This window comes from Flavonifractor sp. An100, from assembly GCF_002161175.1.
Lineage (GTDB): Bacteria > Bacillota > Clostridia > Oscillospirales > Oscillospiraceae > Lawsonibacter.
The window spans coordinates 113,848-136,218 of sequence record NZ_NFMA01000004.1 but is presented as its reverse complement, the minus strand read 5'-3'; the positions used below and the strand labels follow the sequence as shown (position 1 = coordinate 136,218).

The window sequence follows — 22,371 nt, the reverse complement described above, 5'->3', positions numbered from 1 at the left end:
GGGATGCCGGGGGAGCCCGGCAAAACAATTCAACTTGAGGAGGATCAGCAGTGAAGAAGTATCAAATCGCCAAGAAAAAGACGCTGACACCTGAAATCGGTCAGATTTCGGTGTACGCGCCCCTGGTGGCCGCAAAGGCCAAGGCAGGGCAGTTCATCATTCTGCGTGTGGACGAAGAGGGAGAGCGGATTCCTCTGACCATTTCCAGCGCGGTGGATGGACTGGTCACTGTGATTTACCAGAAGATTGGCGGCACTACCCTGGCTCTGGACCAGCTCAACGAGGGTGATTGCCTGCACGATTTCGTGGGCCCTCTGGGTGTTCCCACGGAGGTTGAGGGCTATGGCCGGGTTGCCGTTTTGGGCGGCGGCCTGGGCTGCGCCATTGCTCTGCCGGTGGCCCGTGCGCTCCATGAGGCGGGCAACCAGGTGGACCTGATTGGCGGCTTCAAGACCAAGGATATTGTCATTTTGGAGGAGGAGATGTCCCAGGCCTGTACCGACCTGCACATCTGCACCGACGATGGAACCTATGGCTTCCATGGGTTTGTCACCAATAAGCTGGAGGAGCTGATTGCCAGCGGGGTCAAGTTTGACCATGTGTTTGCCATCGGCCCCCTGCTGATGATGAAGTTTGCCTGCAAGCTGACGGAGAAGTACAATATCCCCACCACCGTGAGCATGAACCCCATTATGATTGACGGCACCGGCATGTGCGGCTGCTGCCGGCTGACCGTGGGCGGCGAAGTAAAGTTCGCCTGCGTGGACGGCCCCGATTTTGACGGCCATAAGGTAGACTTTGACGAGGTCATTGCCCGTAACGCTACGTATAAGGAACACGAAGCCAAGGCGAAGGAGAAGCATCTCTGCCGCCTGGGAGGAGGTGCCATGAATGGCTAATATGCAGTTAAATAAGACTCCCATGAAGGAGCAGGACCCCCAGATCCGTAACGCCAACTTCCTGGAGGTAGCTCTGGGCTACACGCTGGAAGAGGCCATGAATGAGGCCCAGCGCTGCATTCACTGCAAGAATCCCGCATGTGTCAGCGGTTGCCCGGTGGGCATCCCCATCCCTGATTTCCTGGCCAAGGTGGCCGAGGGCGATATTGCCGCGGCCTATGAGATCCTGTCCAATGCCAACGCTCTGCCCGCCATTTCCGGCCGTGTCTGCCCCCAGGAGAACCAGTGTGAGGGCAAGTGCGTCCGTGGCGTGAAGGGTGAGCCCGTTGCCATTGGCCGTGTGGAGCGCTTTGTGGCCGACTGGGCTGCCGAGCACGGGGTGAGCAATGTGGCTACCGCCCCCAAGAACGGCCATAAAGTGGCGGTCATCGGCTCCGGCCCTGCCGGACTGACCTGCGCCGGCGAGCTGGCCCGCATGGGTTATGACGTCTCTGTCTTTGAAGCCTTCCACACCCCCGGCGGCGTGCTCAGCTACGGTATCCCCGAGTTCCGTCTGCCCAAGGCCATTGTCAAGCGTGAGGTGGCCAATTTGGAGAAGATGGGCGTGGACATTGAGCTGAACATGGTCATCGGCAAGGTGCTCACCATCACCGAGCTGTTTGATATGGGCTTTGAAGCGGTGTTCATCGGCTCCGGCGCCGGCCTGCCCATGTTCATGAAGATCCCCGGTGAGTCCCTGGTGGGTGTCTATTCCGCCAACGAGTACCTCACCCGTATTAACCTGATGAAGGCCTACAAGCCTGACAGTGAGACCCCCATCCTGCACAACAAGAAGGTGGCCGTGGTCGGCGGCGGCAACGTGGCCATGGACGCGGCCCGCTGCGCCAAGCGCCTGGGCGCCGAAGTTCACATTGTCTACCGCCGTTCCGAGGCCGAGCTCCCCGCCCGTGCAGAGGAGGTCCACCACGCCAAGGAGGAGGGCATCATCTTCGATCTGCTCACCAACCCCGTCTCCATTGAGGGGGATGAGAAGAACCATGTCCAATCCATCACCTGCATCCGTATGGAGCTGGGTGAGCCCGACGCCTCCGGCCGCCGCAGCCCGGTGCCGGTGAAGGGCAGCGAGTTTAAGATGGAAGTGGATGCCGTTATCATGGCTCTGGGCACCCAGCCCAACCCCATGAGCTACGACGGCACTCCCGGCCTGGAGAAGACTCGCAAGGGCTGTGTGGCTGCCGACGAAAAGGGCTGTACCTCCTGCCCGGCGATCTTTGCCGGCGGCGACGCCGCTACCGGTGCTGCCACCGTCATCTTGGCCATGGGTGCTGGTAAGCATGCGGCCAAGTCCATTGATGAGTACATCAAAAGCAAAAAGTAATGTAACCCTGGAATAATCACTCCCCCAGGGGCCGCTGAGAAGCGGCCCCTGGGGGAGTGCGGCAATTTTGGAGGGTGAGAAGGGCAATCGTGGAATATTTGAAATCCTTTTCCCTGCCGGGGGAGGGCTGGGAGCTGGGCTTTTTAGCGGAGAACCGGGAAAATAAGCGTACCTGTTATGGCAGCCGGTATCCCTTTGGGCTATTTTTGAACCGGGAAGTTCCCACGTTGGAGTTTGAGCCGGTGACCATCTTCTGTGGGGGTAACGGCAGTGGAAAGACCACCCTATTGAACCTGATTGGGGAAAAGCTGAGCTTGAACAGGAGCGCAGTATTTAACCGCAGCTCCTTTTTTGGAGAATACCTGAATGGGTGTTGGGCAGAGACCAGTTATACATTTACCGCTCAGGTCCGTGAGGCCAGTCGTGTGATTACCAGCGACGACGTGTTCGACTACCTGCTGGACTTCCGCTGTATGAATGAGGGCATTGACCATCGGCGGCGGGAGCTGCTGGAGGAGTACACCGACGCCCGTTATGCGGATTTTCAGCTGCGGTCATTGGAGGATGTGGACCGGCTGCGCCAGGTGGTGGAGGCCAAACGGAAAACGGGTTCCCGGTATGTCCGGGACCGGCTGATGAAGGATGTGCCGGGCAAGTCCAACGGAGAGAGCGCCTTTTTATACTTTACCCGGGAAATCAAGGAGGGAGGGCTTTACCTGCTGGATGAGCCGGAAAACAGCCTGGCCCCTCATCTCCAGGAGGAATTGCTCCAATTCCTGGAGGATTCTGTCCGGTTTTACCGCTGTCAGTTTGTGATTTCCACCCACTCGCCCTTTTTGCTGTCCATGAAGGGAGCTCGGATCTATGATCTGGACTCTCGGCCGGTGGAGGTCCGGCCCTGGACAGAGCTGGAGCATGTGCAAGCCTACTATCGGCTGTTTGAGAGTAAAAGAGAAGAATTTCAAAAAGAATAAAGTGAATGGAACAAACATTCCCCGGGAGCCGCGTAGTGCGGATCCCGGGGAATGTTTGTAAAGTGGTCAAATTTGAAAATCCTCGTCCTTTAATCCCACGCCTGCCAGCTTGGCTGGACGGGGCGGCACCCGTTTCAGGGGGTCGTAGCGGAAGGAACGGCAGTGGGAGCCAGCCGCCATCACTCCCTTTTTGGGACAGACGATCTGGTCCTCACCCAGGGCACGGCCATGGGCGCAGTATGTACAGCGAGGTTCAATTTTCTTTTGGAACAGGTTCATAGTGATACTCTCCGGTAGTATGGAATGGACCAGCGTTGGAACAGATCGCGGACGGTCAGTAGCATTATACTCCATGGCAGCATTTTTTTCTACTGCTTTTTTTCACCACCCAGGCGGCGAGCAGGAGGAAAAACAACCAAATACCCCAGGCGGCCGCGGCGGACAAGGTGAGAGCCCGGTGAAAATCCAGTTCGGCAATGGCCTGTGTCTGCTCGGCCAGATAGGCGGAGACAGGAAAATGAATGGGGATCAGCCGGACCAGAAGTGAAACCGCGGCGGCGGAAAGCAGGCCGTGGAGAAATTTTCCCACCACGTAGGTGCGCAGGGACAGCCCGCTGTCTCCCAGAAAGGCCAGTACCTGGCAGTGAACAGAAACGCCCGCCCAGCCCAGCATAAAGGCGGCCATGGAAAGGCGTCCTCCTATAGCACCCTGAGTCAAGGAGGCAACGCCTGAGGAGAGCTCCAATAGCCCCGTGAGCAGCCGCTCTGCCCAGAACTGTGACAGGCCAAAGGGGGCAAACAGACTGGCCAGCAGGTGTCCGAATCCGGGGAAAAAGCCGGCCAGAGTCAGGATCCGAATGACCACAGTGAAAAATAGAATAAAGGCGCAGATGTTGATGAGGGATGTCATTGCGCCGGTGATGGACTTGGTAAAGGCGACGGGGAAGCGGGAGGCCTGGAATTGGGCGCCCAGCCTTTTTCCAGAACGGGGCCCATCCTGTGGACGGTAGAAGCGGAACAAAAGCCCCACCACTAAGGAAGCCAACAGATGGCCCAAGTAGAGGAGCAGTCCAATTTGGCCACTACCAAACACGCCCGCCCCCACCGCGCCCAGAATAAAAGCGGGCCCGCAGTTGTTGCAGAAGGCCAGCATCCGTTCCGCCTCCGTTTTCGAGCACTGACCGCTTTGGTACAGGTTGATGGCGGTCCGGGCGCCTACCGGATACCCACCCAAAAATCCCAGGGCCAATGCGGTGGAGCAGGCTCCGTTGACCCGGAAAAGAGGGGCCATGATGGGTTCCATCAGCTTGCCCAGGTAGCGGGATAGTCCCAGCTCCACGACCAGGGAGGAGAGAACGAAGAAGGGAAACAGAGAGGGGACAATCACGTTTCCGCACAGCTCCAGTCCGTCCCGCATGGCGGCAATGGTCTGTTGGGGCCAGGCCACCAGGGCTGCGGCAGCCAGCAGCAGTCCAATCCCCAATAAAATGTCCCGATAGCTCTGTCTGCTCAACAGCCGGCCCATGGCCATCACCCCCGTAAGGGAGCATATGGGAAAGAAAGCGGAATCTTGCCTGTCCAGCCAAAAGTTTTCTGAGGGTGAAACCAAAAGGAAATGGGAGGTGTTATGATAGGTGAAGCGCGCTTTACGAAAGGAGGAATCACCATTCAGGAGAAGGAATTGTTAGCCCGTCTGCGCCGGAGCGATCCGGCGGGACTGGAGGAGCTGATCGAGCGATATACCCCCTATGTCAGTGCGGTGGCGGCCCGGGTTCTGCCGGGGTGTCCGGAGGAGTGGGAGGAGTTGACGGCGGAAACCTTTTTGGAGGCCTGGAGCCGGCGAAAGACCCTTCGGGGAGACAATCTGAAGGGATGGCTGGGAACAGTGGTCCGGAACCGGGCGTTTAACCGGCTGCGGGCCAAACGCGAGACTCTTCCGCTGGAGGAGGACGCTCTACTCCTAACTCCGGACAGTCCTCAAATAGAACTGGAGCAAAAGGAACTGGAGCAGGTGCTTTGCCGGGCCTTAGACAGCTTGGAGCAGGCAGACCGGGAGCTGTTTGTCCGTCATTACTACTATGGACAGACTGTGGCCAAGGCGGCGGAGGAGATGGGCCTGAACCTGTCTACCGCCAAAACCCGGCTATACCGGGGACGGGAGAGGCTAAAGAACTATCTGAAGGAGGTCGGATATGAGTTTGAAGGAACTTAAGATTACCGCTCTCATGGACGCCTATACAGACGAGGAATTTGGGCCGGAGGACGGATGCTTTGTAGATAATGAGGCGGTAAAGCGTGCCGTCATGGGCACGGTAACGAAGAAATGTCATCAAAAGAGAAAAGTGGCCGTACTGGTGGCAGCTTTGGCAGCCTGCCTGGCTTTGGTGGGCTTTGCCTGGGGGGAGAAGATTGTCCAGTTGGTTTCCGGCGGCCAAGTGACCATTGGGAACGGGTATGGTACGGTGACCATGTCCGACGGTTATGACCAGCAGGGGAATCCAGCCATCCTTGCGCTGGAGGAGGGACGGCTTTGGTTTGTGGCCGATGGGCAGCGGCTGGACGTGACGGACCAAGTGGATGAACAGACCCCCTATGTCCATACCCGCATCGACGACCAGGGAAACCTCCATTATTGGATCATAGGTGGTACCACGGAGGACTATGGCTGGTTTGAGGGAGTGACGCTGCCCGATGGCAGCGGAGGGGGAGGCGGTATTATGCACAGCCAGCCGGAACTTCCTCAGGAGGAGCTGTTGGAAGAGCCGGAGTGGTATACGGTCGGGAAGGTACAGGTGGAAGAACTGTGGCGTGATGAGGTGTGGCAGGGCCGCTGAGAGGCAAGGCGCGGGTGACCGCGCCTTGCCTTTTGTTCCGGACTTTGGTACAATGCGGAACGAAAGAAACGAGAGAGGAGGGGCGAGAGGTGGAACAGCTGCGCCTGGTGGTCACTCCGGATGGTCCTATTACCTATGTATTTGTCCAAAAGCAGGTAAAAAATCTCAATCTACGGGTAAGTCCCCAGGGGGAGATTACCCTCTCTGCCCCCAGGCGCTGTCCGCCCGAACGGGGAGACGAGTTTATCCGGGAAAAAAGTTCCTGGCTGCACCGGGTGCTCCATCGGCAGAAAGGGGAGGAAGAGGAATTTCCGCCTCTGCCTGACCGGGTCGAGTGTCTGTCTCTGCTCCGTTTGGCGGTGGAGCGGGTCTATCCCCTGGTGGCTCCTCTGGGGGTGGCCATGCCGGAGATAAAGGTGCGAAAGATGCGCAGTCAATGGGGCAACTGCCACTGGATGCAGGGGTACATTACCTTAAATACCGCTCTGGCCCGCTGTCCGGAGGAGCTGAGGGAGTATGTGGCCCTCCATGAGTTGGTACACTTTCTCCACCACGACCATGGGCCTGGATTTTATGCGCAAATGGATCAGCTGATGCCGGACTGGAGGCAGCGGCGCCGTGTGCTGAAGGGCTGTGGCGGAGCTCTGGAGGAGCAGCGGAAGCTGTAAAAAGGGTGGGGTCTCCCACCCTTTTTTATTTAAATATTTAAATAATTTATTGATAATCGATAAAAATACATTGACAAACAAAAACACAGATGGTAGGATGTGGGGGAAAAGGAGGACTAAGGATGAAACAGACCGGTGCGCAGCGTTTGGCAAGGATATTACGGTGGCTGGTTTTGGCGGCGTTGGCGGCGATTTGTCAGGCCCTGGACTGCCAGCCGGGCGACATTTTAGAGTTTGTACCGGATGAGGAGGGGGAGGGTTAGACCATGTTTGGCGCCGGAATGTTAAACTTAGGAAGTGTTGTGCTGGGATTGATTGCCTGGGGACTCCCGGTGTGGTATCTGTCCGGGCGGACAAAAGGCGGGAGCAGGAGCGGATGGCCGTACTTGGTCAGCCTGGGATGCTGCGGGGTGTCTCTTTGGTTTCAGATCCTGTATGGCGGTCACCTGGCGGAAATCGGGGATGTGTCAGCCTGGCTGGATACGGTCGACGCGGTGGCTAAGGTGGCAGGCTTTTTACTGGTCACCACTTTGGGGCTGAACTTATTGATTATGAGGTTGGACCAAAAGCTGGAGCAGGAGGAGCGTATCGTTAAAAAAACAGAGCCTCCGCTTTAAGGACAGGAAAGGAACACTCCCAAGGAACAAATCTTTACAGCAGGGGCGATAATTGGAAGTCCGTTCATGCTGATGGCGACTCTGGGGTGTCTGTTGTTTTGCCGGGAAGGGCCCCATAAGAAGCTAGTCTGGGTGTTTGGCGTATGGGCAGGAGCGCTACTTCTGCTCTTTGGCGGCGGCTGGGTGCTGGGGCAACTGGGACTGGCCTGGAGAGACCTGCCGGGAGGGATTTTAGCGGTAATTTTGATTGTGGGCTGGTTGGCAATCAATGTTCTGACTCTCGGCAGCCTCCTACCCAAGGAAATGCCGAACCTGGCGCCCGTGCTGCGGTGGGGACTCAAACTGACTCTGGTGGGCTGTGCCTGCCTGTCCATGTATGTAACGCTCACCTTTGGAGGCCTGTTCGCTGCCTTTTCCTATGACAATCAGGAGCGGGTCATCCAGTATCAGGGGCAGACCCTGGTGGAGACGGATGAGGGCTTCCTGGACCCAGATTATAATTATTATGTCTACCATGGCCCTCTGGTGCGGGGAAACGAGTCTCTGTTTGGAACAAGGATGGAGCGCCTGCTGGAGGATGAATGAGAATGTTCACAAGTTTCGCCTCTCCCCTTCATACACATAGGGGAGAGGTGATTTTTTATGGAGAAAAAGCAGCGCCGGACGGGTCTGATGGAGCGGACGGCAGAGCTGTTCGATCTGCCGGCAGATGCTCTGTCCAGCCTTCCCCGGCTGGAGCTGGTAGGAGATGGGGAACTGCGCATGGAGAACCACAAAGGAATCCTGGCTTACGGCAGCGAGGAGATTCATGTAAGTGGGGGGAGCTTTGTGGTAAAAATTATGGGACAGGGGCTGGAATTACGTGCCATGACAGGGCTGGAGCTGTTGATCACCGGTCAAATCCGACAGATCCAGCTGACGTAACGGGGGTGTAAGATGAAACGGCTGATGAATTTCCTGTGGGGTGTGGTGGTGGTGACGGTCACCGGACCCTTTCCAGAACGGGTGATCAACCTCTGTGCCCAGGAAGGGGTGGCCTTTTGGGCGGTGGAGTGGCAGGATGAGCATACCATTCAGCTTACGGTCCGGAGAAGGGGACTGAAGCAACTGCGGGAGCTGGCAGAGCGGGTGGCCTGTCAGGTCCAGGTGGATGGGCGGCGAGGGCTTCCTGATTTCCTGCTGCGCTTTCGCAGCCGGTACGCCTTTTTAGCGGGTCTGTGCCTGTCCTTGTGCGCGGTGACCTTTTTATCCCGGTTTGTTCTGACTGTGGAGGTCACAGGAAATCAGCGCCTGTCCACCGCCGTCATCCTCACTCAGCTGCGGCAGCTGGGGGTGCGCCCCGGAGTGTATGGTCCATCCATTGACCGGCAGCAGGTGGCCCAGGAGGCCATTTTGGGGCTGGAGGGGATATCCTGGATGGCCATCAATCTCCATGGCACCCGGCTGGAGGTTATCGTACGGGAAACCGTTGAGGTTCCGGAGCGGGTGGATGAAAGCGGGTATTACGACATTATAGCGGAAGCTCCCGGAATCATAACCCACGTGGAAGCGGAGCTGGGGGATGGGTTGGTGCAGGAGGGAGATACTGTGCTGGAGGGCGATGTACTGATCTCTGGCACGGTGACTATGGAGCCGCCCAAATACAGCGATTTGCCCACCCGCTATTACCAGACCCATGCCCGGGGTCGAGTGTGGGCCAGGACCTGGCGCACCCTCACCGCTGCCATTTCCCTTCAGGCAGATGGGAAGGAGTACACGGGAGAGGAGGAAACCGTCTGGGCGCTGGAATGGGCGGGACAGCGGAAGGTGTTGTGGGGAGAGGAGACAAAGGAGGGAGAAAAGTCGGTCCAAACCTGGCAGGCCGTACTGCCTGGTGGTGTGGAGCTACCCATACGGCTGGTACGGGAGACTATTCGGGTTTACGAGCCGAAAACGCTGGAAATTAACTGGAAAGCCGCCCAGGAGCTGCTGGAAGGACAGTTGGAACAGCAGGTTCGGAAACTGGTGGGAGAGGATGGACGGATTGATCAGATTGATTATACCGCCCGCGTGGAGGGGGGGCTGCTCCAGGTGACTGCCCTGGCCGAGTGCCAGGAAGAAATTGGTCGGGAGGTTCCGGGCAGAAGCCAGTTGTCCTCCGAGGAGGAGTCCCAGACGTGAGGGAGGGCCCTGATTTGAGTATTGAAATCAAAGGAAAAAGGGCATATACTAAGAGAAAACCATAGGGAAGCGAGGACAACGTATTTGGCTTCAGAGAAGATAGAACTGGATGTTTTGACCATGCAGGACCTGTTTGGCGTGACGGATACCAATTTGCGGGTTCTGGAGGGAGAACTGGGCGTCATGCTCTTGACCCGGGACGGCAGTGTGGAGGTGATGGGGCAGTCGGAGGAGAACATTCGGCTGGCTGTACAGACGCTGCAGATGCTCAATCAGATGCGGGGCCTGGGGGAAAAAATTGACGAATTTGCCGTCAGCCGGGCGCTGGACAGCGTGCGGGAGGGCCGGGCGGAGGAGACCGTGTCCGCCATGAAGGATGTGGTGGCCTACACCTATGCCGGAGCCCCCGTCAAGTGCCGTACCCTGGGACAGAAGAAGTATATCCGGGCGATTGAAGAAAATACTGTGACCATCGCCATTGGACCGGCCGGTACGGGTAAGACCTACCTGGCGGTGGCGGAAGCGGTTCGGGCGCTGAAGGACAAAAAGGTCAATAAAATTGTTATGTGCCGTCCGGCGGTGGAGGCGGGGGAAAAGCTGGGCTTTCTTCCCGGTGACCTGCAAAATAAGGTAGATCCCTACCTCCGGCCGCTGTATGATGCGCTGGATGAGATGTTGGGTCCGGAGACGGTGCAGAGCTATATGGAAAAGCGGATCATTGAGATTGCACCGCTGGCCTATATGCGAGGGCGGACACTGAAGTCTATGTTTTTGTTGTGTGACGAGTGCCAGAACATGTCGGTGGCCCAGCATTTGATGATTCTAACTCGTTTGGGTGAGGGCTCCAAAATGGTGCTCACCGGCGATATCACGCAGATCGATCTGCCCTCGCCGGAGGACTCCGGGTTGGAGCGCTGCGCAGAAATATTAGAGGGCATTGACGACATCAAGGTCATCCGGCTCTCCGGGGCGGATGTGGTGCGTCATAAGCTGGTGGGTAAGATCATCAGCGCCTTTGAAAAGCACAAGGCCGGCAGCAGTGAGCCGGGGGGAGGAAAGCATCCCAATCCGGCGCCCGACCGCGCACAGCCCCGCCGCGGGAGCGGAAAACCCTTTCGTAAGAAATAAGTGGCGACAGCCATCATTGCAATAACAAAGGAGACCATTCCATGGTACAGGATGCCAAGCGATTTCTTTCCTATATTTGTCCCCATTGCCGTCAGTCGGTGATTGTGGAGCGGGACCTATTTTCTCTTGCGGCTTCCCCCACCCGCATCAAGTGCCCTTGTGGTAAGTCGGAGCTGACGGTGGAATTTTTGCCCAACCGGGTGCAGATGACAGTGCCCTGCCTGTTCTGCGGGCGGGAGCATGCCGTCTCCTGCTCTGCCCACGCCTTTGTGCGGGAGAAGGCCCTGGCGTTCTCCTGTGCCGCCTCTGGGCTGGACTGCTGCTACGTGGGGGAGGAAGGACCGGTCTACGCCGCCACTGCCCGTTTGGAGCAGGCGGTGGACAAGCTGGAGGAGGAGTCCGCCAGTCACGGGGCCTTTTTGGATGAGATCGTCATGCATGAGGTCCTCTCCGAGATCAAGGATATTGCGGCTCGGGGTGGCATTTCCTGTGCCTGCGGGAGCAAGAGCTGGACCTTCCAGGTCAATTACAGCTCGGTGGACATCATCTGTGCCGACTGCGGCGCCCAGGTGCGGATTCCGGCAGCCACCGCTGACGACATTGATGATATCTGCTGCAAGAATACCATTTTGATCCGGGGGAAGCAGCGCACATGAGTCTGTATTATGAACACACCATCCGTTTGACGGGACTGGATGCGGATGGACAGGGAATTTGTAAAGCATCAGCCCTGCTCAACCACCTTCAAATCGCAGCCACTCTGGCGGCGGAGGAGGGGGGCTTTGGCCGGGAGCTGCTGATTGAGCGGTACGGTGCCTTTTGGATGCTGGCCCGGTCCTGGTATCATCTGGACCGCCCCCTGCGGTGGGAGGACGAAATTACCATTCGTACCTGGCACCGGGGTGGCAAGGCGGCCATGATGTACCGGGATTATGACATTCTGGTCAACGGCCAACAGGTAGGGGAGTCGGTATCCGGATGGGTGCTAGCCAACGTAGAGACCCGAAAGCTGATGCGTCTGTCTGCCATTGAAGAGCTGGCGGGAACCGGGGGCGGAGAGCTGTGCAAGAAGAAGGTCTTGAACAAGCTGCATTGCCCGGAGGAGCTTCGGCAGGTGGAGCGGCGGAAGATGCGCTACAGCGACAGTGACATCAACGGACATGTGAACAATACCCGCTACGCCGATTTTGCCTGCGACGCTATTGATATGGAGCAGCTGGAACAGAAGCGCTTTTTGTCTGAACTGCAGATCGGTTACCTTGCCGAGTGCAGGCCCGGCGAGCTGTTGGTTCTGGAATCTGGCCAGCAAGGGGAAAACCTTTACATACGGGGAGTGGACGAGGAAGGAAAAGCTCGGTTCGAATCGGAGCTCCAATTTGGACAAGTCATTCCTTGACAAGAAAGTAGCGGAACGGTAAAATAAATCTTAATATCCTTTCTGAGAAAAAGAATGAACTAGGTCCCGGATTTCCGGGGCAGAGAAAAGGAGTTGTCGTGTATGGTCAATCAGGACGCCGCGCAGAAATTTGTAAAACAGGGGCTCACCTTTGACGATGTGCTTCTGATTCCTGCCGCCAGTGATGTACTTCCGGCAGACATCGACCTGCGCACCCGCCTGACTCGCAAGGTGCATCTGAATATCCCCCTCATCAGCGCCGCCATGGATACGGTAACGGAATACCGCATGGCCATTGCCATTGCCCGTGAAGGCGGCATTGGTATTATCCATAAAAATATGTCCATCAGCCAGCAGGCTGAGCAGGTGGACATGGTGAAGCGCTCGGAAAATGGCGTTATCACCAATCCCTTCTGGCTTGGTCCCGGCCATACTCTGGCGGAGGCGGACGAGCTGATGGCTAAGTACCGGATTTCCGGTGTTCCCATCTGTGACAATGGCAAGCTCATCGGTATCATTACCAACCGGGATATGAAGTTTGAGACGGACATGAATCAGCTCATTGACAATGTGATGACCAAGGAGAACCTGGTCACCGCTCCGGAGGGAATCACTCTGGAGGACGCCAAGGAGATTTTACGCCGTCATAAGATCGAAAAGCTGCCCCTGGTGGACAAGGACTTCCGCCTGAAGGGCCTGATTACCATCAAGGACATTGAGAAGGCGGAGGTCTACCCCAATTCCGCCCGTGATGAGAAGGGCCGTCTGCTGGTGGGCGCGGCCATCGGCGTCACCGCTGACGTGCTGGACCGTGTGGCCGCTCTGGTGGAGGCGGGGGCCGATGTGCTGGCTCTGGACTCCGCCCACGGTCACTCCCAGAATATCCTCAACTGTGTCAAGCGTATTAAGGCTCTGTATCCGGATGTGCAGCTGATTGCTGGTAACGTGGCTACTGCGGAGGGCACCAAGGCTCTGATCGAGGCAGGGGCTGATTGTGTGAAGATCGGTATTGGCCCCGGCTCTATCTGCACCACCCGTGTGGTGGCAGGTATCGGCGTACCTCAGATCACCGCTGTGTATGACGCCGCCTGTGTGGCTGCCCAGTATGATATCCCCATCATCGCTGACGGCGGTGTGAAGTACTCCGGCGATATTGCCAAGGCCATTGCCGCGGGTGCCAGCGTGGTCATGCTGGGCTCCCTGCTGGCTGGCTGCGAGGAGTCCCCTGGGGATACCGAGGTGTTCCAGGGCCGTCAGTTCAAGGTGTACCGCGGCATGGGCTCCCTGGCCGCTATGAACAAGGGGTCTAAGGACCGTTACTTCCAGCAGAACAATAAAAAGCTGGTGCCTGAAGGCGTGGAAGGCCGTGTGCCCTATAAGGGATTGGCGGGCGAGACCATCTATCAGCTGATGGGCGGTCTAAGAGCCGGTATGGGCTACTGCGGCTGCCACAATGTGGAGGAGCTACAGAGCAAGGCGCAGTTTATGCAGATCACCGCAGCTGGTCTGCGCGAGTCCCATCCCCATGATATTTACATTACCAAGGAAGCTCCCAACTACACGGTCAACCCCAACTAAGCGGAATCCATATGGGCCGCGCCAAATACTTGGCGCGGCCCATATTTTTTGGTAAATTTAAAATTGAAACAGAGTGGGGAGTCAATAGCCGCTTTCTCCTAATGTGTGGTAAAAGCAGATGGAACCTTTATCACGTTTAGCCGGATAAAGGGCCTTATCAGCCTTGTCAAAGAGCTGACTTAGCGTGTCAGTGGAGGTATATTGGGCAATACCGATGCTGATAGAGAGAGGAGGGCAGGGTGGATGCACTTTCTTTTGAAAAAAGGATTGCTGTACCTGTTGACAAATGGATTGAATCTCTTCTCTAGAGTGGCCGTAAAACATAAGACAAAATTCATCCCCACCAAAACGGAAGGGGCGAATGGAGTCAGAGGTAACGGATAGAAGGGTTTTTCCCAAGGCCTGGAGAAAACGATCTCCGGTCACGTGGCCGTAGGTATCGTTAAGTCGTTTAAAGTCGTCCAGGTCCATTACGGCTAAAGATAGGGAGAATGGCTTTACATCAAGAGTTTGTTCCACATTAAAAAAAGCCTCACGCATAGCCTGGCGGTTACCCACACAGGTCAAAGGGTCAATCATAGATTTTTGCCAAAGCTGTTCCCGCTCTCGTTCCAATTTCAGGCTGACCTCATTTTTTAGGCGCTCCATGGAAAGTAAGCAGCAGAACAAGACGTAAAATAACAGTAAAAGTAAAAGGGATAGGCCAAAATCAAACGAAGACTCCTGGTTAGAAAATACGTGGGGACGGCGCGGGTCCCAAAATAGGAATAAATCGGAAAGAATTTTACCTAAAACAGAGAGAGAACTGACAATAGACGTTAAAACAAGATTTCCATATAAGACAGTTAAAACCATGGGGATCAAAAAAATGAGGAAGAGAGAGGGAAAGATGGAGTGAACGGTATAAAGAGTAAACGCCATGATGGTTAACGCCAGGGAGACAGCATACATTTTCTGAGTCAAAGTAAGACGGTGACTGTAGGCAGCTGCAGCCGCAGCAAACACAAGAAAGGCATTACAGATAGTGGGGAAAAATAGATATTTCCACAAATAAGTGGAAAAAGGAATGGCAATTAAGTCTACTTCGTTTAACAAAAAACTCAAAACCAGCTCTGAGCTGAATGCAAAAAAGGCCAAACCGATCATCAGCCGGTATTGAACCCGCAGCCACATCTCGTCAATGCGGCGGTATTCATTTTGTATATTTTCAAGGTTAGATGGTTGCATATCCATAACGTATAATCCTCGTTAGCAGGGAAATAGATGAAACAGTTCAGTTTAAAAAATTTACACTATTTTCCACAGCTTGTCAATCGAAGATCGGCGAACTGGCTCCACAAAAAAGAAAACTCTGTCGGGATAGATAGGCTTCCCGACAGAGCTTTAGAGGTGGGGTAGAGTTATTCACGAATGGAAATGGGGAGAACACGGACCCGTATTCCGGTATCAGTATTTTGAATCTGGCAGTCTAAGTGGTGCAGCTGAAAAATTCGTCTGGCGATGGACAACCCCAGCCCACTGCCCGAGCGATCTCTGGCCTGGTCGCCCCGGAAAAAGGGTTCAAACAGGCGAGGGAGCTGATGGGCTGGGATCGGGTCAGCGTCGTTGTCGATGGTAAGGACCGGTCCATGTTCTCCGGCTTTTAACGTGACACAGACGCATCCGCCAGGGCGGCAGAATTTAGCGGCATTGGTTAGGAGGTTACCCACCGCCTGCTCCAGCAGTGGTCGGTCTCCGGGAATCAAAAGTCCCTGTTTGATCTGGACTGTCACATGCAGGGCAGCGAACAGAGGGGCCAGCTGCTCCAACTGCCGGTTGACCAGTTGGGAGAGATCAATGGCGTCCAGGCTGGATAAATCGTCGATCCGCTCCAGCTTCGTCTGATCCAGCATTTCCATGACCAGTGTGTTCATACGCTGGATTTCCCGCTCCATCCCGGCTAGATATTCCTCCCGATCCCCAATGCCCTGCTCCAGCCCTTCGGTGTATCCCCGCATCAGGGCCAGAGGAGTTTTGAGTTCGTGGGAAGCGGCGGACACAAAATCCTGCCGTCTGCGTTCCAGAGCCCGCTCGTCGTCCCAGCGGTTCTGGAGAGTGTCAGCCATCTGGCGCAGGCTGCGGTTTAAGTCCCCCAGCTCATCCAGCCGGTTTGTATCCCCTTCCAGTCCACCGAAATCCAGAGCGGCCACCTTTTGGAAGTCCTTTTGGGTCTGACGGATGGGGAGGACTACCATGTTGTGAATGATGGCGGAGAAAAGGAAGCCCAGAACCGGCACCAGAGCCAGCAGGATCAGCAGGGTCCCCATATGTTCTTGGAGGGCGGTGCGCAGAGGGGTTGCGGCCAGCACCACGCCCACCCAGACTTCAGGCTCATCCGGGCCATCCATATAAATCACGGAGGCATAGGAGAAATAGCGGGAGATGTAGTCCTGCCAGGGGGCACGCTGGTCATCGTAGTCGGAAAATAACCAATCCTGTGCGCCCAGCAGCAGTTCCCAGTCCTGCTCACTCCGGGCAGCACGGGGAGAGATGGTATAGGGCTCAGGAGATCCCAGACTGGTCTTTTCGCCCACACTGACGGTATCTGTCCCCCCGGTCCGCCCGGTGGAGTAGGTGCGGTCGCCTATGGTGATGGTGTCAACTTTAAAGAGCAGACCGTTGCGGGTACCGGTGGCGGACAGAGGAGGGCAGTGGACGCGGATTTGCCGGGAAATCTGAGCCAGATCGGCCGCCGACAGCTCATCCAGCAGAAGGAACATCCCCATGGGCGCCTCTTCCTTCGATTGCAGCCGGATACCAATGAGGGTGTGGACGGGCAAAAGCACGTGGTTCTCCTCCTCATCATCCACCCAGGTGAAGTTATATTGTAGGTATCGGGTAGGAAGGCCGCTGTTCATGACGGGGGTGAGAAACCGGTTGTAGCCCTCCAGGGCGTGCTGAATCCACCAGTCATCCTCTTGAGCGGGGGTATAGGCACGGAGATAAGAGTCGTAGCGGTAGTCATTGACCAGGGAGGTGGCCTTTTCATAACCGCCGTCGATGATTTCACGGGCGGTGGATACCACCAGTACGGTGCCCACGGCCAGCCACATGGCCAGAAGCATAGCCATGGTGGTCAGGGCCAGCTTGCCGGACAGGGAGCGGGCCCGCTTCTTTTTTCGTTTTGTCCTCATCGGTCTTCCTCCTTTCAGCCCAGCCGGTAGCCCACCCCGTACACCCCGCGGATGTGCTGGGCGGAGGAGCCCAGCTTTTGCCGCAAGGCGGCCACGTGGCGGTCCACCATCCGTTCATCTCCCTGGAAATCCACGCCCCATATCCGCTGGATCAGCAGATCCCGGCTTACCGTGTGTCCCTGTTCTCGGAGCAGCAGCTCCAAAATTTGGTACTCCTTGGGGCGAAGGTGGACGGGGAGGTCGTCCACCCAAACCTGTCCCAAAGCGGTGTCCATCAAAATGCTGCCGTAGCTGAGCTGATGGATGCCCAAGCTCTGGCCCCGGCTGCGGCGAAAAATGGCCTGGGCCTTGGCAACTAAAACTGGAAAGGAAAAAGGCTTTACAATATAGTCGTCCGCACCCGCCCGGTAGCCCGCCAGGGCATCCCCCTCCTGGCCCAGGGCAGTGATGAACAAAATGGGGACCGCACTGTGCTCCCGCACCGCCCGGCACACCTCCAGGCCGCTGAACTGGGGCATCATCACATCCAGAATCAACAGGTCAAAGCTCTCCTCCAACGCCAGAGCCAGGGCAGACGCCCCGTCGTAGGCGGGGACGATCTCCATGCCGGCTGCGGCAAAGAAGTCCTGAATCAGAGCGGAGAGGGCTCGGTCATCCTCTGCCAACAGAATGCGTCCTGCCATCCTCTGCTCCCTCCTTTCTTCTGGCTGAAGTATAACAAAAAATAGTCCAAAAATCATCCACGGCGGGTTGGAAAATAAAAAAGCATCCGCCGTTTTTTGGCGGATGCAAATCACTTCTGAAGGGCTTCCAGTTTGCTGTGGTCCAGCAGTTCTACGGTGCCACGGGAGAGGCGAACCATGCCCTCCTGCTGAAAGTAGCGCAGCATGCGGGTGACCACCTCCCGGGCGGTACCCAGGTGATTGGCAATTTTCTCATGGGTCAGCTGGAGCAGGTTGGTGTGCTCCAGCAGGCTTTCCTCCAACAGAAAGGCAGCCAAACGCTGATCAAAGCTCTTCCACATCACCTGTTCGATCAGCCACATGACCTCGGAAAAGCGGCTGGCCATAATTTGGTTGGTGTAGTTGGCTGCGGGCGCTGACTGCTCCATCAGACGCTTATATACCTCAGGGGGGATGACCCAAAGCTGGGTCTCCTTCTCCGCCTGGATGGAGAGGTCAAATTGGATGCTTTGGAGCATACAGGAGGCGGAGAACAGGCAGATATCCCGCTCAAAAAGCCGGTATAGGGTGATTTCCCGCCCTTCGGGGGAGAGAATGAAGGCACGTAGCTGTCCGGATTGAATGACTAGCAGGCCCAGACAGTCGGCAGAGCCGCTGTGGAGCAAGGTACCCTGGGGGACGGTGCGGAGCACAGCAAAGCGGCTAAGTTCTTCCTGCTGTTCCGGGGTAAGCTGGTTCCATATGGGAAAATATTTCGCAAGGTTCATGGACGCATCGCCTCCTTTTGACAACGAGACCAGTATAGAGGCAGGCTCCGGCAATGTCAAATCTTTTCTGGCGGTTGGGGGGTAGCCTGGGACCATTGGCGTTCTGGGGTGGGGAGGGCTTTGCCCGGAAGAAAAACCGTGATATAATCACGGACAGACGATTGAAAAAAAGCTATTCTTTTTTCATAGACTCTCAGAGTAGAAAAAATGAAACAAGGGGTAACAGCATGCAGTATTTAATCTCATTCCTGGAGGGAATTATCACCTTTATTTCTCCCTGTCTGCTCCCTATGCTGCCGATTTATATTTCCTATTTTGCAGGCGGCGGCGAGCGCAGCACTCGTAAAACATTGGCCGGGGCGGCAGGTTTTGTGCTTGGCTTTACCTGCGTATTTACAGCTATGGGGGCGCTGGCGGGCACATTGGGCAGTTTTCTGAACGCCTATCAGACCCAGGTCAATCTTATTTCCGGGCTGATTGTCCTTGTGTTCGGACTAAACTTTTTAGGGGTGTTCCAGGTGACGATCTTCCGGGGGAATCACTTGGGACAGGCTAAGATGCAGCCGGGCTTTTTTTCCTCGGTGGTGTTTGGGGTGGTGTTTTCGCTGGGGTGGACTCCCTGTGTGGGAGCATTCCTGGGTTCGGCCCTGATTCTGGCCTCCCAGCAGGGGCACGTTTTGACTGGCGTGCTGATGCTGCTGGCCTATTCTCTGGGGCTGGGGGTTCCGTTTTTAGTCAGTGCGGTCCTCATTGACCAGTTGAAGGGGGCTTTTCAGTGGATCAAACGGAACTATAGAATCATCAATTTGGTCAGCGGAGGATTTCTGGTTGGGATTGGAGTGCTGATGATGACCGGAACACTGGGACGTCTGCTGAGCCTGCTGAGCTAGGAGGAAGGTATGAAAGAGAAGCGAATGCTTTTGGTTGTGGCAGCTGTGCTGATTGTGCTGTTGGGAGGGGCATACGCCCTTTATGGCACGCTGAGTTCGCAGGTGGAGGAGGAAAAACTGGCGGTGCAGGAGCCGGAGTCCTCTGCGGATGCTTCCCAAGAGGAGAAGCAGCGGGTGGCTGCGCTGGACTTCACGGTGGAAGACGGAGATGGGCAGTCCCATCAGCTGTCTGACTACTTTGGAAAGCCGCTGGTGTTGAACTTTTGGGCCAGTTGGTGCGGACCCTGCCGGAAGGAAATGCCTGATTTCGACGCGGTGTATCAGGAGCTGGGGGGAGAGGTGGAGTTTCTGATGGTAAACGTCACCGATGGTTCCCGGGAAACCCTGGAGAGTGCAAAGGCCTTTGCGGCGGAACAGGACTATGCGCTGCCCCTCTTCTATGATACAAATTTGGAGGCTTCCATGGCCTATGGGGTACAGGGGCTGCCCACCACCTTTTTTATTGACGGGGAAGGGTATGTGGTGGCTTGGGGGAGTGGCGTGATGTCACGCGATACCCTGGAGAAAGGCATCGAAATGGCCCGTACTGGTGGGGAAGGATAGCATACGGCCCTCTTCGAAGCGGTAATTCGAAGAGGGCCGTATGGATTAAAGGGGCTGTCGGAACAGACCATGTTGGGTGCAGTACCAATACAGCATCCCGTGGCCTCTCCGGGGCAGGCGGACTTGAAAGTCCCACTCCGGCCAACGCTTGAGCAGCGTAAGCTGTTCTCCGGTGACCAGGGCGGCGAAGGACAGATAATGTCCCTTTTCCATGGGATGAGGGGCGGTGAGATACCACTCATCCTCGATGGGCTCAAAATTAAGCCTGTGATCCTCATCCGGTTTTTGAACCGGGAGGGGCTTCAGCCGTCTGCCGCAGCAGGAGAGGGAGGCCGGAGCGGTGGCGGTGAGAAGATTCCCACACTGGGGACAGAGATAAAAAGAGAGATTTCGCATCGTTCCTCCATCTGGGCTTTGCTCATCCAGCTCTCCCGCCAGCAGCTGTTCCATGGGGATGCCCAGCAGCTGTGCCAGCTGGGGCAGGAGGGAGACGTCTGGGCATCCCAGACCGCGTTCCCACTTGGAAACCGCGCGGTCTGTTACATCCAGAGCGCGGGCCAGAGCTAGTTGGGTCATACCTTGTTCGGTGCGCAGAGTCCGGATCAGCGATCCCATTTTGTTTTGATCCATAGTTGAATCCCTCCTAAACGCTATTATGCCAAAGGAACGGGAGAAAGGCAACCAACGCTGCGTTGAGTTGGAAACGGAAAAAAATTGACAGCGCATGGGGAATAAGGTAAACTATATCAGGTAAATAGGATTATAACGTTGCACGTTTTATTTAGGGAGCAAATGCTATGAAACGGAACACAAAAGTATCGACAGCGGTCATACGTCGTCTGCCCCGATATTACCGTCAGCTCTCCGAGCTTCAGGAATCCGGAGTGGTCCGGATTTCCTCCAGCGCGCTGGGGAAGTCCATGGGTCTTACCGCCTCACAAATCCGGCAGGATCTGTTTTGCTTTGGCGGCTTTGGACAGCAGGGTTACGGATACAAGGTGGACAGCCTGAAGGAAGAGATTGGGGAAATCCTGGGAATTAGCCGGGGCCATACCATTGTGGTGCTTGGAACCGGAAACCTGGGGCGGGCACTGATCAAGAACTTTAAATTTTCCAGCAATGGCTTTCATCTGCTGGCGGCCTTTGATGTCAGCGAGCAGGTGGTAGGCACCCAGATCGCCGGTGTGCCGGTGTATCATATCAGCTCCTTGGAGGAGTTTTTAGCCCAGCATCCAGTAAGTGTAGGGCTGCTGACCGTCCCCATCGCTGCCGCGCAGGAGATGGGAGACCGGTTGGCAGCTGCGGGGGTAAAGGGAATCTGGAATTTTACCAATTATGAGATCTCGGTGAACCGGAAAGACGTAGTGGTGGAATCGGTCCATTTTTCCGACAGCCTGTTGGCGCTGAGCTATATGATCTCCCAGCAAGAGGAGCCGGAAAGCCAGGACACAGAGGAGGATACGCTGTGAAACGATCGGTCATTCGGCTTTTGTGTGGGGTCGGTATTTTGCTGGTCATGGCCTGTGGGGCGTACGCGCTGGCCACGGGAGACAGCTTGGTCACGTTATCTTATATTAAAAACACCTTTATACCTGCGGCAGTGGAGCAGGGCACACAGGCGGGAAACGAAAAGTTACAGGAGACCTACGACAGTGCCAAGAAAACGCTGGATGCTCTGCAGCAAGGGTACCAGGGGGGAGCAACCTCCGGGAGCGGAAGTGGTTCCTACAGCGCTACATTGCAGGCCAGAAGCTGGACCGGAGGCGATGTGATCGAGCTGACCACCGGGTCTGGGACGATGCTGATGGAAGGAACGGCCAGCGTTACGCACAATGGGGCGTTCATTGATGTGACCACAGGAACTGAGGTGGCCTCGGGGACTCAGCTGACCGCAAACCAACGCTATTTGGTGGGAGAGGATACCCTGGCCAAGGTGACGATTTTGTCCGGAGGGGCCAGCTTGGGGGTTCAGGGAGGTTACTCCTATACCCAGGGCAGCGGCACGGGCCTGCCTTTTTACGACGTAAGCAGTGGAGACTGGTACTACTCCTCGGTGGAGTATGTCTATAAAAACAAGCTGTTCTCCGGTATGGATGAACACCATTTCGGTCCCTATGCGGCTATGAACCGGGCTATGCTGATGACGGTGCTCTACCAGATTGCAGGAGCGCCGGAGCAGGAGCTGGCGGAGGCCTCCATCATCAGCTTTGATGATGTGGCGGAGTCGGATTGGTACGCCCCCTATGTCAAGTGGGGAGCGGCCCAGGGGATTACGGCCGGTACTGGGGAGCGGACCTTCAGTCCCCAGCAGCAGGTTACCCGGGAACAGGTGGTGGCGCTGCTGTATAGCTTTACCACCAATTATCTGGGACTGGAGGTTTCCCAGGGAGCGGACCTGTCCGGGTACCAGGAGCTGAACCAGGCCAGTGATTGGGCCAGAGAGGCCCTGAGCTGGGCGGTAGGAGAGGGGATTGTCAGTGGCACCTCTACAGAAGCGCCCACCCTCAGTCCCCGGAGCAGCGCCAACCGGGCGGAGGTAGCTACCATGCTGCGCTCCTATGCGGAAAAGATTCTTTGATTTTTACTGAACCCATTTTCTTCCTGCGCATATGATGGGAATGAG

26 protein-coding genes are annotated in these 22,371 nt (G+C 56.3%); 19 read left to right on the top strand and 7 right to left on the bottom strand.

The features are described from left to right. Positions 1-50: 50 nt before the first annotated feature. From B5E43_RS04070 to B5E43_RS04060, 3 genes are all read left to right on the top strand, one after another. Positions 51-899 (top strand): sulfide/dihydroorotate dehydrogenase-like FAD/NAD-binding protein, encoded by an 849-nt coding sequence (locus tag B5E43_RS04070; protein ID WP_087393867.1) that lies wholly within the window; start codon positions 51-53, stop codon positions 897-899. Beyond that, positions 892-2,277, top strand: coding sequence for an NADPH-dependent glutamate synthase (gene gltA, locus B5E43_RS04065; protein WP_087393865.1), 1,386 nt, complete (start codon positions 892-894; stop codon positions 2,275-2,277). Before B5E43_RS04070 ends, gltA begins: the two co-directional genes overlap by 8 nt. Positions 2,278-2,366: 89 nt before the next feature. Next, a complete protein-coding gene (locus B5E43_RS04060; RefSeq protein WP_087393863.1) occupies positions 2,367-3,251 on the top strand; it encodes an AAA family ATPase in 885 nt (294 codons plus the stop codon). Between the two features lie 66 nt (positions 3,252-3,317). Here B5E43_RS04060 and B5E43_RS04055 read toward each other — a convergent pair whose 3' ends face one another. Further along, positions 3,318-3,530, bottom strand: a complete 213-nt coding sequence (locus tag B5E43_RS04055; protein WP_087393861.1) for a hypothetical protein — start codon at positions 3,528-3,530, stop codon at positions 3,318-3,320. Positions 3,531-3,594: 64 nt separating this feature from the next. Then, positions 3,595-4,776, bottom strand: a complete 1,182-nt coding sequence (locus B5E43_RS04050) for a nucleoside recognition domain-containing protein (RefSeq protein WP_087393859.1) — start codon at positions 4,774-4,776, stop codon at positions 3,595-3,597. Positions 4,777-4,878: 102 nt separating this feature from the next. On the opposite strand from B5E43_RS04050, the gene B5E43_RS04045 reads away from it, so the two are divergent. The 12 genes from B5E43_RS04045 to guaB all read left to right on the top strand — a co-directional run bounded on the left by B5E43_RS04045 (position 4,879) and on the right by guaB (position 13,632). Beyond that, complete coding sequence (locus B5E43_RS04045) at positions 4,879-5,463, top strand: RNA polymerase sigma factor (protein WP_158098956.1); 585 nt, start codon at positions 4,879-4,881, stop codon at positions 5,461-5,463. After that, complete coding sequence (locus B5E43_RS04040) at positions 5,444-6,085, top strand: hypothetical protein (RefSeq protein WP_087393856.1); 642 nt, start codon at positions 5,444-5,446, stop codon at positions 6,083-6,085. The genes B5E43_RS04045 and B5E43_RS04040 overlap by 20 nt, the downstream gene beginning before the upstream one ends. A gap of 89 nt (positions 6,086-6,174) precedes the next feature. Further along, on the top strand, positions 6,175-6,753 hold the full coding sequence (locus B5E43_RS04035; RefSeq protein WP_158098955.1) for a YgjP-like metallopeptidase domain-containing protein: 579 nt from the start codon (positions 6,175-6,177) through the stop codon (positions 6,751-6,753). Positions 6,754-6,875: 122 nt separating this feature from the next. Further along, complete coding sequence (locus B5E43_RS04030; protein WP_242964698.1) at positions 6,876-7,016, top strand: helix-turn-helix domain-containing protein; 141 nt, start codon at positions 6,876-6,878, stop codon at positions 7,014-7,016. Positions 7,017-7,139: 123 nt separating this feature from the next. Continuing rightward, on the top strand, positions 7,140-7,370 hold the full coding sequence (locus B5E43_RS15300) for a hypothetical protein (RefSeq protein WP_206406913.1): 231 nt from the start codon (positions 7,140-7,142) through the stop codon (positions 7,368-7,370). A 66-nt stretch (positions 7,371-7,436) separates the two neighbouring features. Continuing rightward, positions 7,437-7,955 carry a hypothetical protein gene (locus B5E43_RS04020; RefSeq protein ID WP_087393851.1) on the top strand — a complete coding sequence of 173 codons (519 nt, stop codon included), beginning with the start codon at positions 7,437-7,439 and terminating at the stop codon, positions 7,953-7,955. Positions 7,956-8,012: 57 nt separating this feature from the next. Beyond that, positions 8,013-8,294, top strand: coding sequence for a YabP/YqfC family sporulation protein (locus tag B5E43_RS04015; protein ID WP_087393850.1), 282 nt, complete (start codon positions 8,013-8,015; stop codon positions 8,292-8,294). A 12-nt stretch (positions 8,295-8,306) separates the two neighbouring features. Further along, a complete protein-coding gene (locus B5E43_RS04010; protein ID WP_087393849.1) occupies positions 8,307-9,530 on the top strand; it encodes a sporulation protein YqfD in 1,224 nt (407 codons plus the stop codon). Positions 9,531-9,650: 120 nt separating this feature from the next. Then, a complete protein-coding gene (locus tag B5E43_RS04005; RefSeq protein WP_087393848.1) occupies positions 9,651-10,658 on the top strand; it encodes a PhoH family protein in 1,008 nt (335 codons plus the stop codon). 41 nt (positions 10,659-10,699) lie between these two features. Continuing rightward, positions 10,700-11,314: a hypothetical protein gene (locus B5E43_RS04000; RefSeq protein WP_087393847.1), complete on the top strand. Its 615-nt coding sequence runs from the start codon at positions 10,700-10,702 to the stop codon at positions 11,312-11,314. After that, on the top strand, positions 11,311-12,054 hold the full coding sequence (locus tag B5E43_RS03995; protein ID WP_087393846.1) for an acyl-ACP thioesterase domain-containing protein: 744 nt from the start codon (positions 11,311-11,313) through the stop codon (positions 12,052-12,054). The genes B5E43_RS04000 and B5E43_RS03995 overlap by 4 nt, the downstream gene beginning before the upstream one ends. Before the next feature lie 102 nt (positions 12,055-12,156). Then, a complete protein-coding gene (guaB, locus tag B5E43_RS03990; RefSeq protein WP_087393845.1) occupies positions 12,157-13,632 on the top strand; it encodes an IMP dehydrogenase in 1,476 nt (491 codons plus the stop codon). An 81-nt stretch (positions 13,633-13,713) separates the two neighbouring features. Here the strand turns inward: guaB and B5E43_RS03985 are convergent, their stop codons facing one another. The 4 genes from B5E43_RS03985 to B5E43_RS03970 all read right to left on the bottom strand — a co-directional run bounded on the left by B5E43_RS03985 (position 13,714) and on the right by B5E43_RS03970 (position 18,255). Continuing rightward, positions 13,714-14,865 (bottom strand): GGDEF domain-containing protein, encoded by a 1,152-nt coding sequence (locus tag B5E43_RS03985; protein ID WP_087393844.1) that lies wholly within the window; start codon positions 14,863-14,865, stop codon positions 13,714-13,716. A 167-nt stretch (positions 14,866-15,032) separates the two neighbouring features. Beyond that, positions 15,033-16,805: a HAMP domain-containing sensor histidine kinase gene (locus B5E43_RS03980; protein ID WP_087393843.1), complete on the bottom strand. Its 1,773-nt coding sequence runs from the start codon at positions 16,803-16,805 to the stop codon at positions 15,033-15,035. A gap of 14 nt (positions 16,806-16,819) precedes the next feature. Next, entirely contained in the window at positions 16,820-17,488 is a 669-nt protein-coding gene (locus B5E43_RS03975; RefSeq protein ID WP_158098954.1) for a response regulator transcription factor, read from the bottom strand. A gap of 110 nt (positions 17,489-17,598) precedes the next feature. Further along, entirely contained in the window at positions 17,599-18,255 is a 657-nt protein-coding gene (locus tag B5E43_RS03970; protein WP_087393841.1) for a Crp/Fnr family transcriptional regulator, read from the bottom strand. 227 nt (positions 18,256-18,482) lie between these two features. Between B5E43_RS03970 and B5E43_RS03965 the strand changes: the two genes are divergently transcribed. After that, positions 18,483-19,145 carry a cytochrome c biogenesis protein CcdA gene (locus tag B5E43_RS03965; protein ID WP_087393840.1) on the top strand — a complete coding sequence of 221 codons (663 nt, stop codon included), beginning with the start codon at positions 18,483-18,485 and terminating at the stop codon, positions 19,143-19,145. 9 nt (positions 19,146-19,154) lie between these two features. After that, positions 19,155-19,748 carry a TlpA disulfide reductase family protein gene (locus B5E43_RS03960; RefSeq protein WP_087393839.1) on the top strand — a complete coding sequence of 198 codons (594 nt, stop codon included), beginning with the start codon at positions 19,155-19,157 and terminating at the stop codon, positions 19,746-19,748. 45 nt (positions 19,749-19,793) lie between these two features. Here the strand turns inward: B5E43_RS03960 and B5E43_RS03955 are convergent, their stop codons facing one another. Beyond that, positions 19,794-20,378: a helix-turn-helix domain-containing protein gene (locus tag B5E43_RS03955; protein ID WP_087393838.1), complete on the bottom strand. Its 585-nt coding sequence runs from the start codon at positions 20,376-20,378 to the stop codon at positions 19,794-19,796. Between the two features lie 167 nt (positions 20,379-20,545). On the opposite strand from B5E43_RS03955, the gene B5E43_RS03950 reads away from it, so the two are divergent. Continuing rightward, positions 20,546-21,217 (top strand): redox-sensing transcriptional repressor Rex, encoded by a 672-nt coding sequence (locus B5E43_RS03950; protein ID WP_087393837.1) that lies wholly within the window; start codon positions 20,546-20,548, stop codon positions 21,215-21,217. Next, positions 21,214-22,326, top strand: a complete 1,113-nt coding sequence (locus B5E43_RS03945; protein ID WP_087393836.1) for an S-layer homology domain-containing protein — start codon at positions 21,214-21,216, stop codon at positions 22,324-22,326. The genes B5E43_RS03950 and B5E43_RS03945 overlap by 4 nt, the downstream gene beginning before the upstream one ends. Positions 22,327-22,371: the final 45 nt, after the last annotated feature.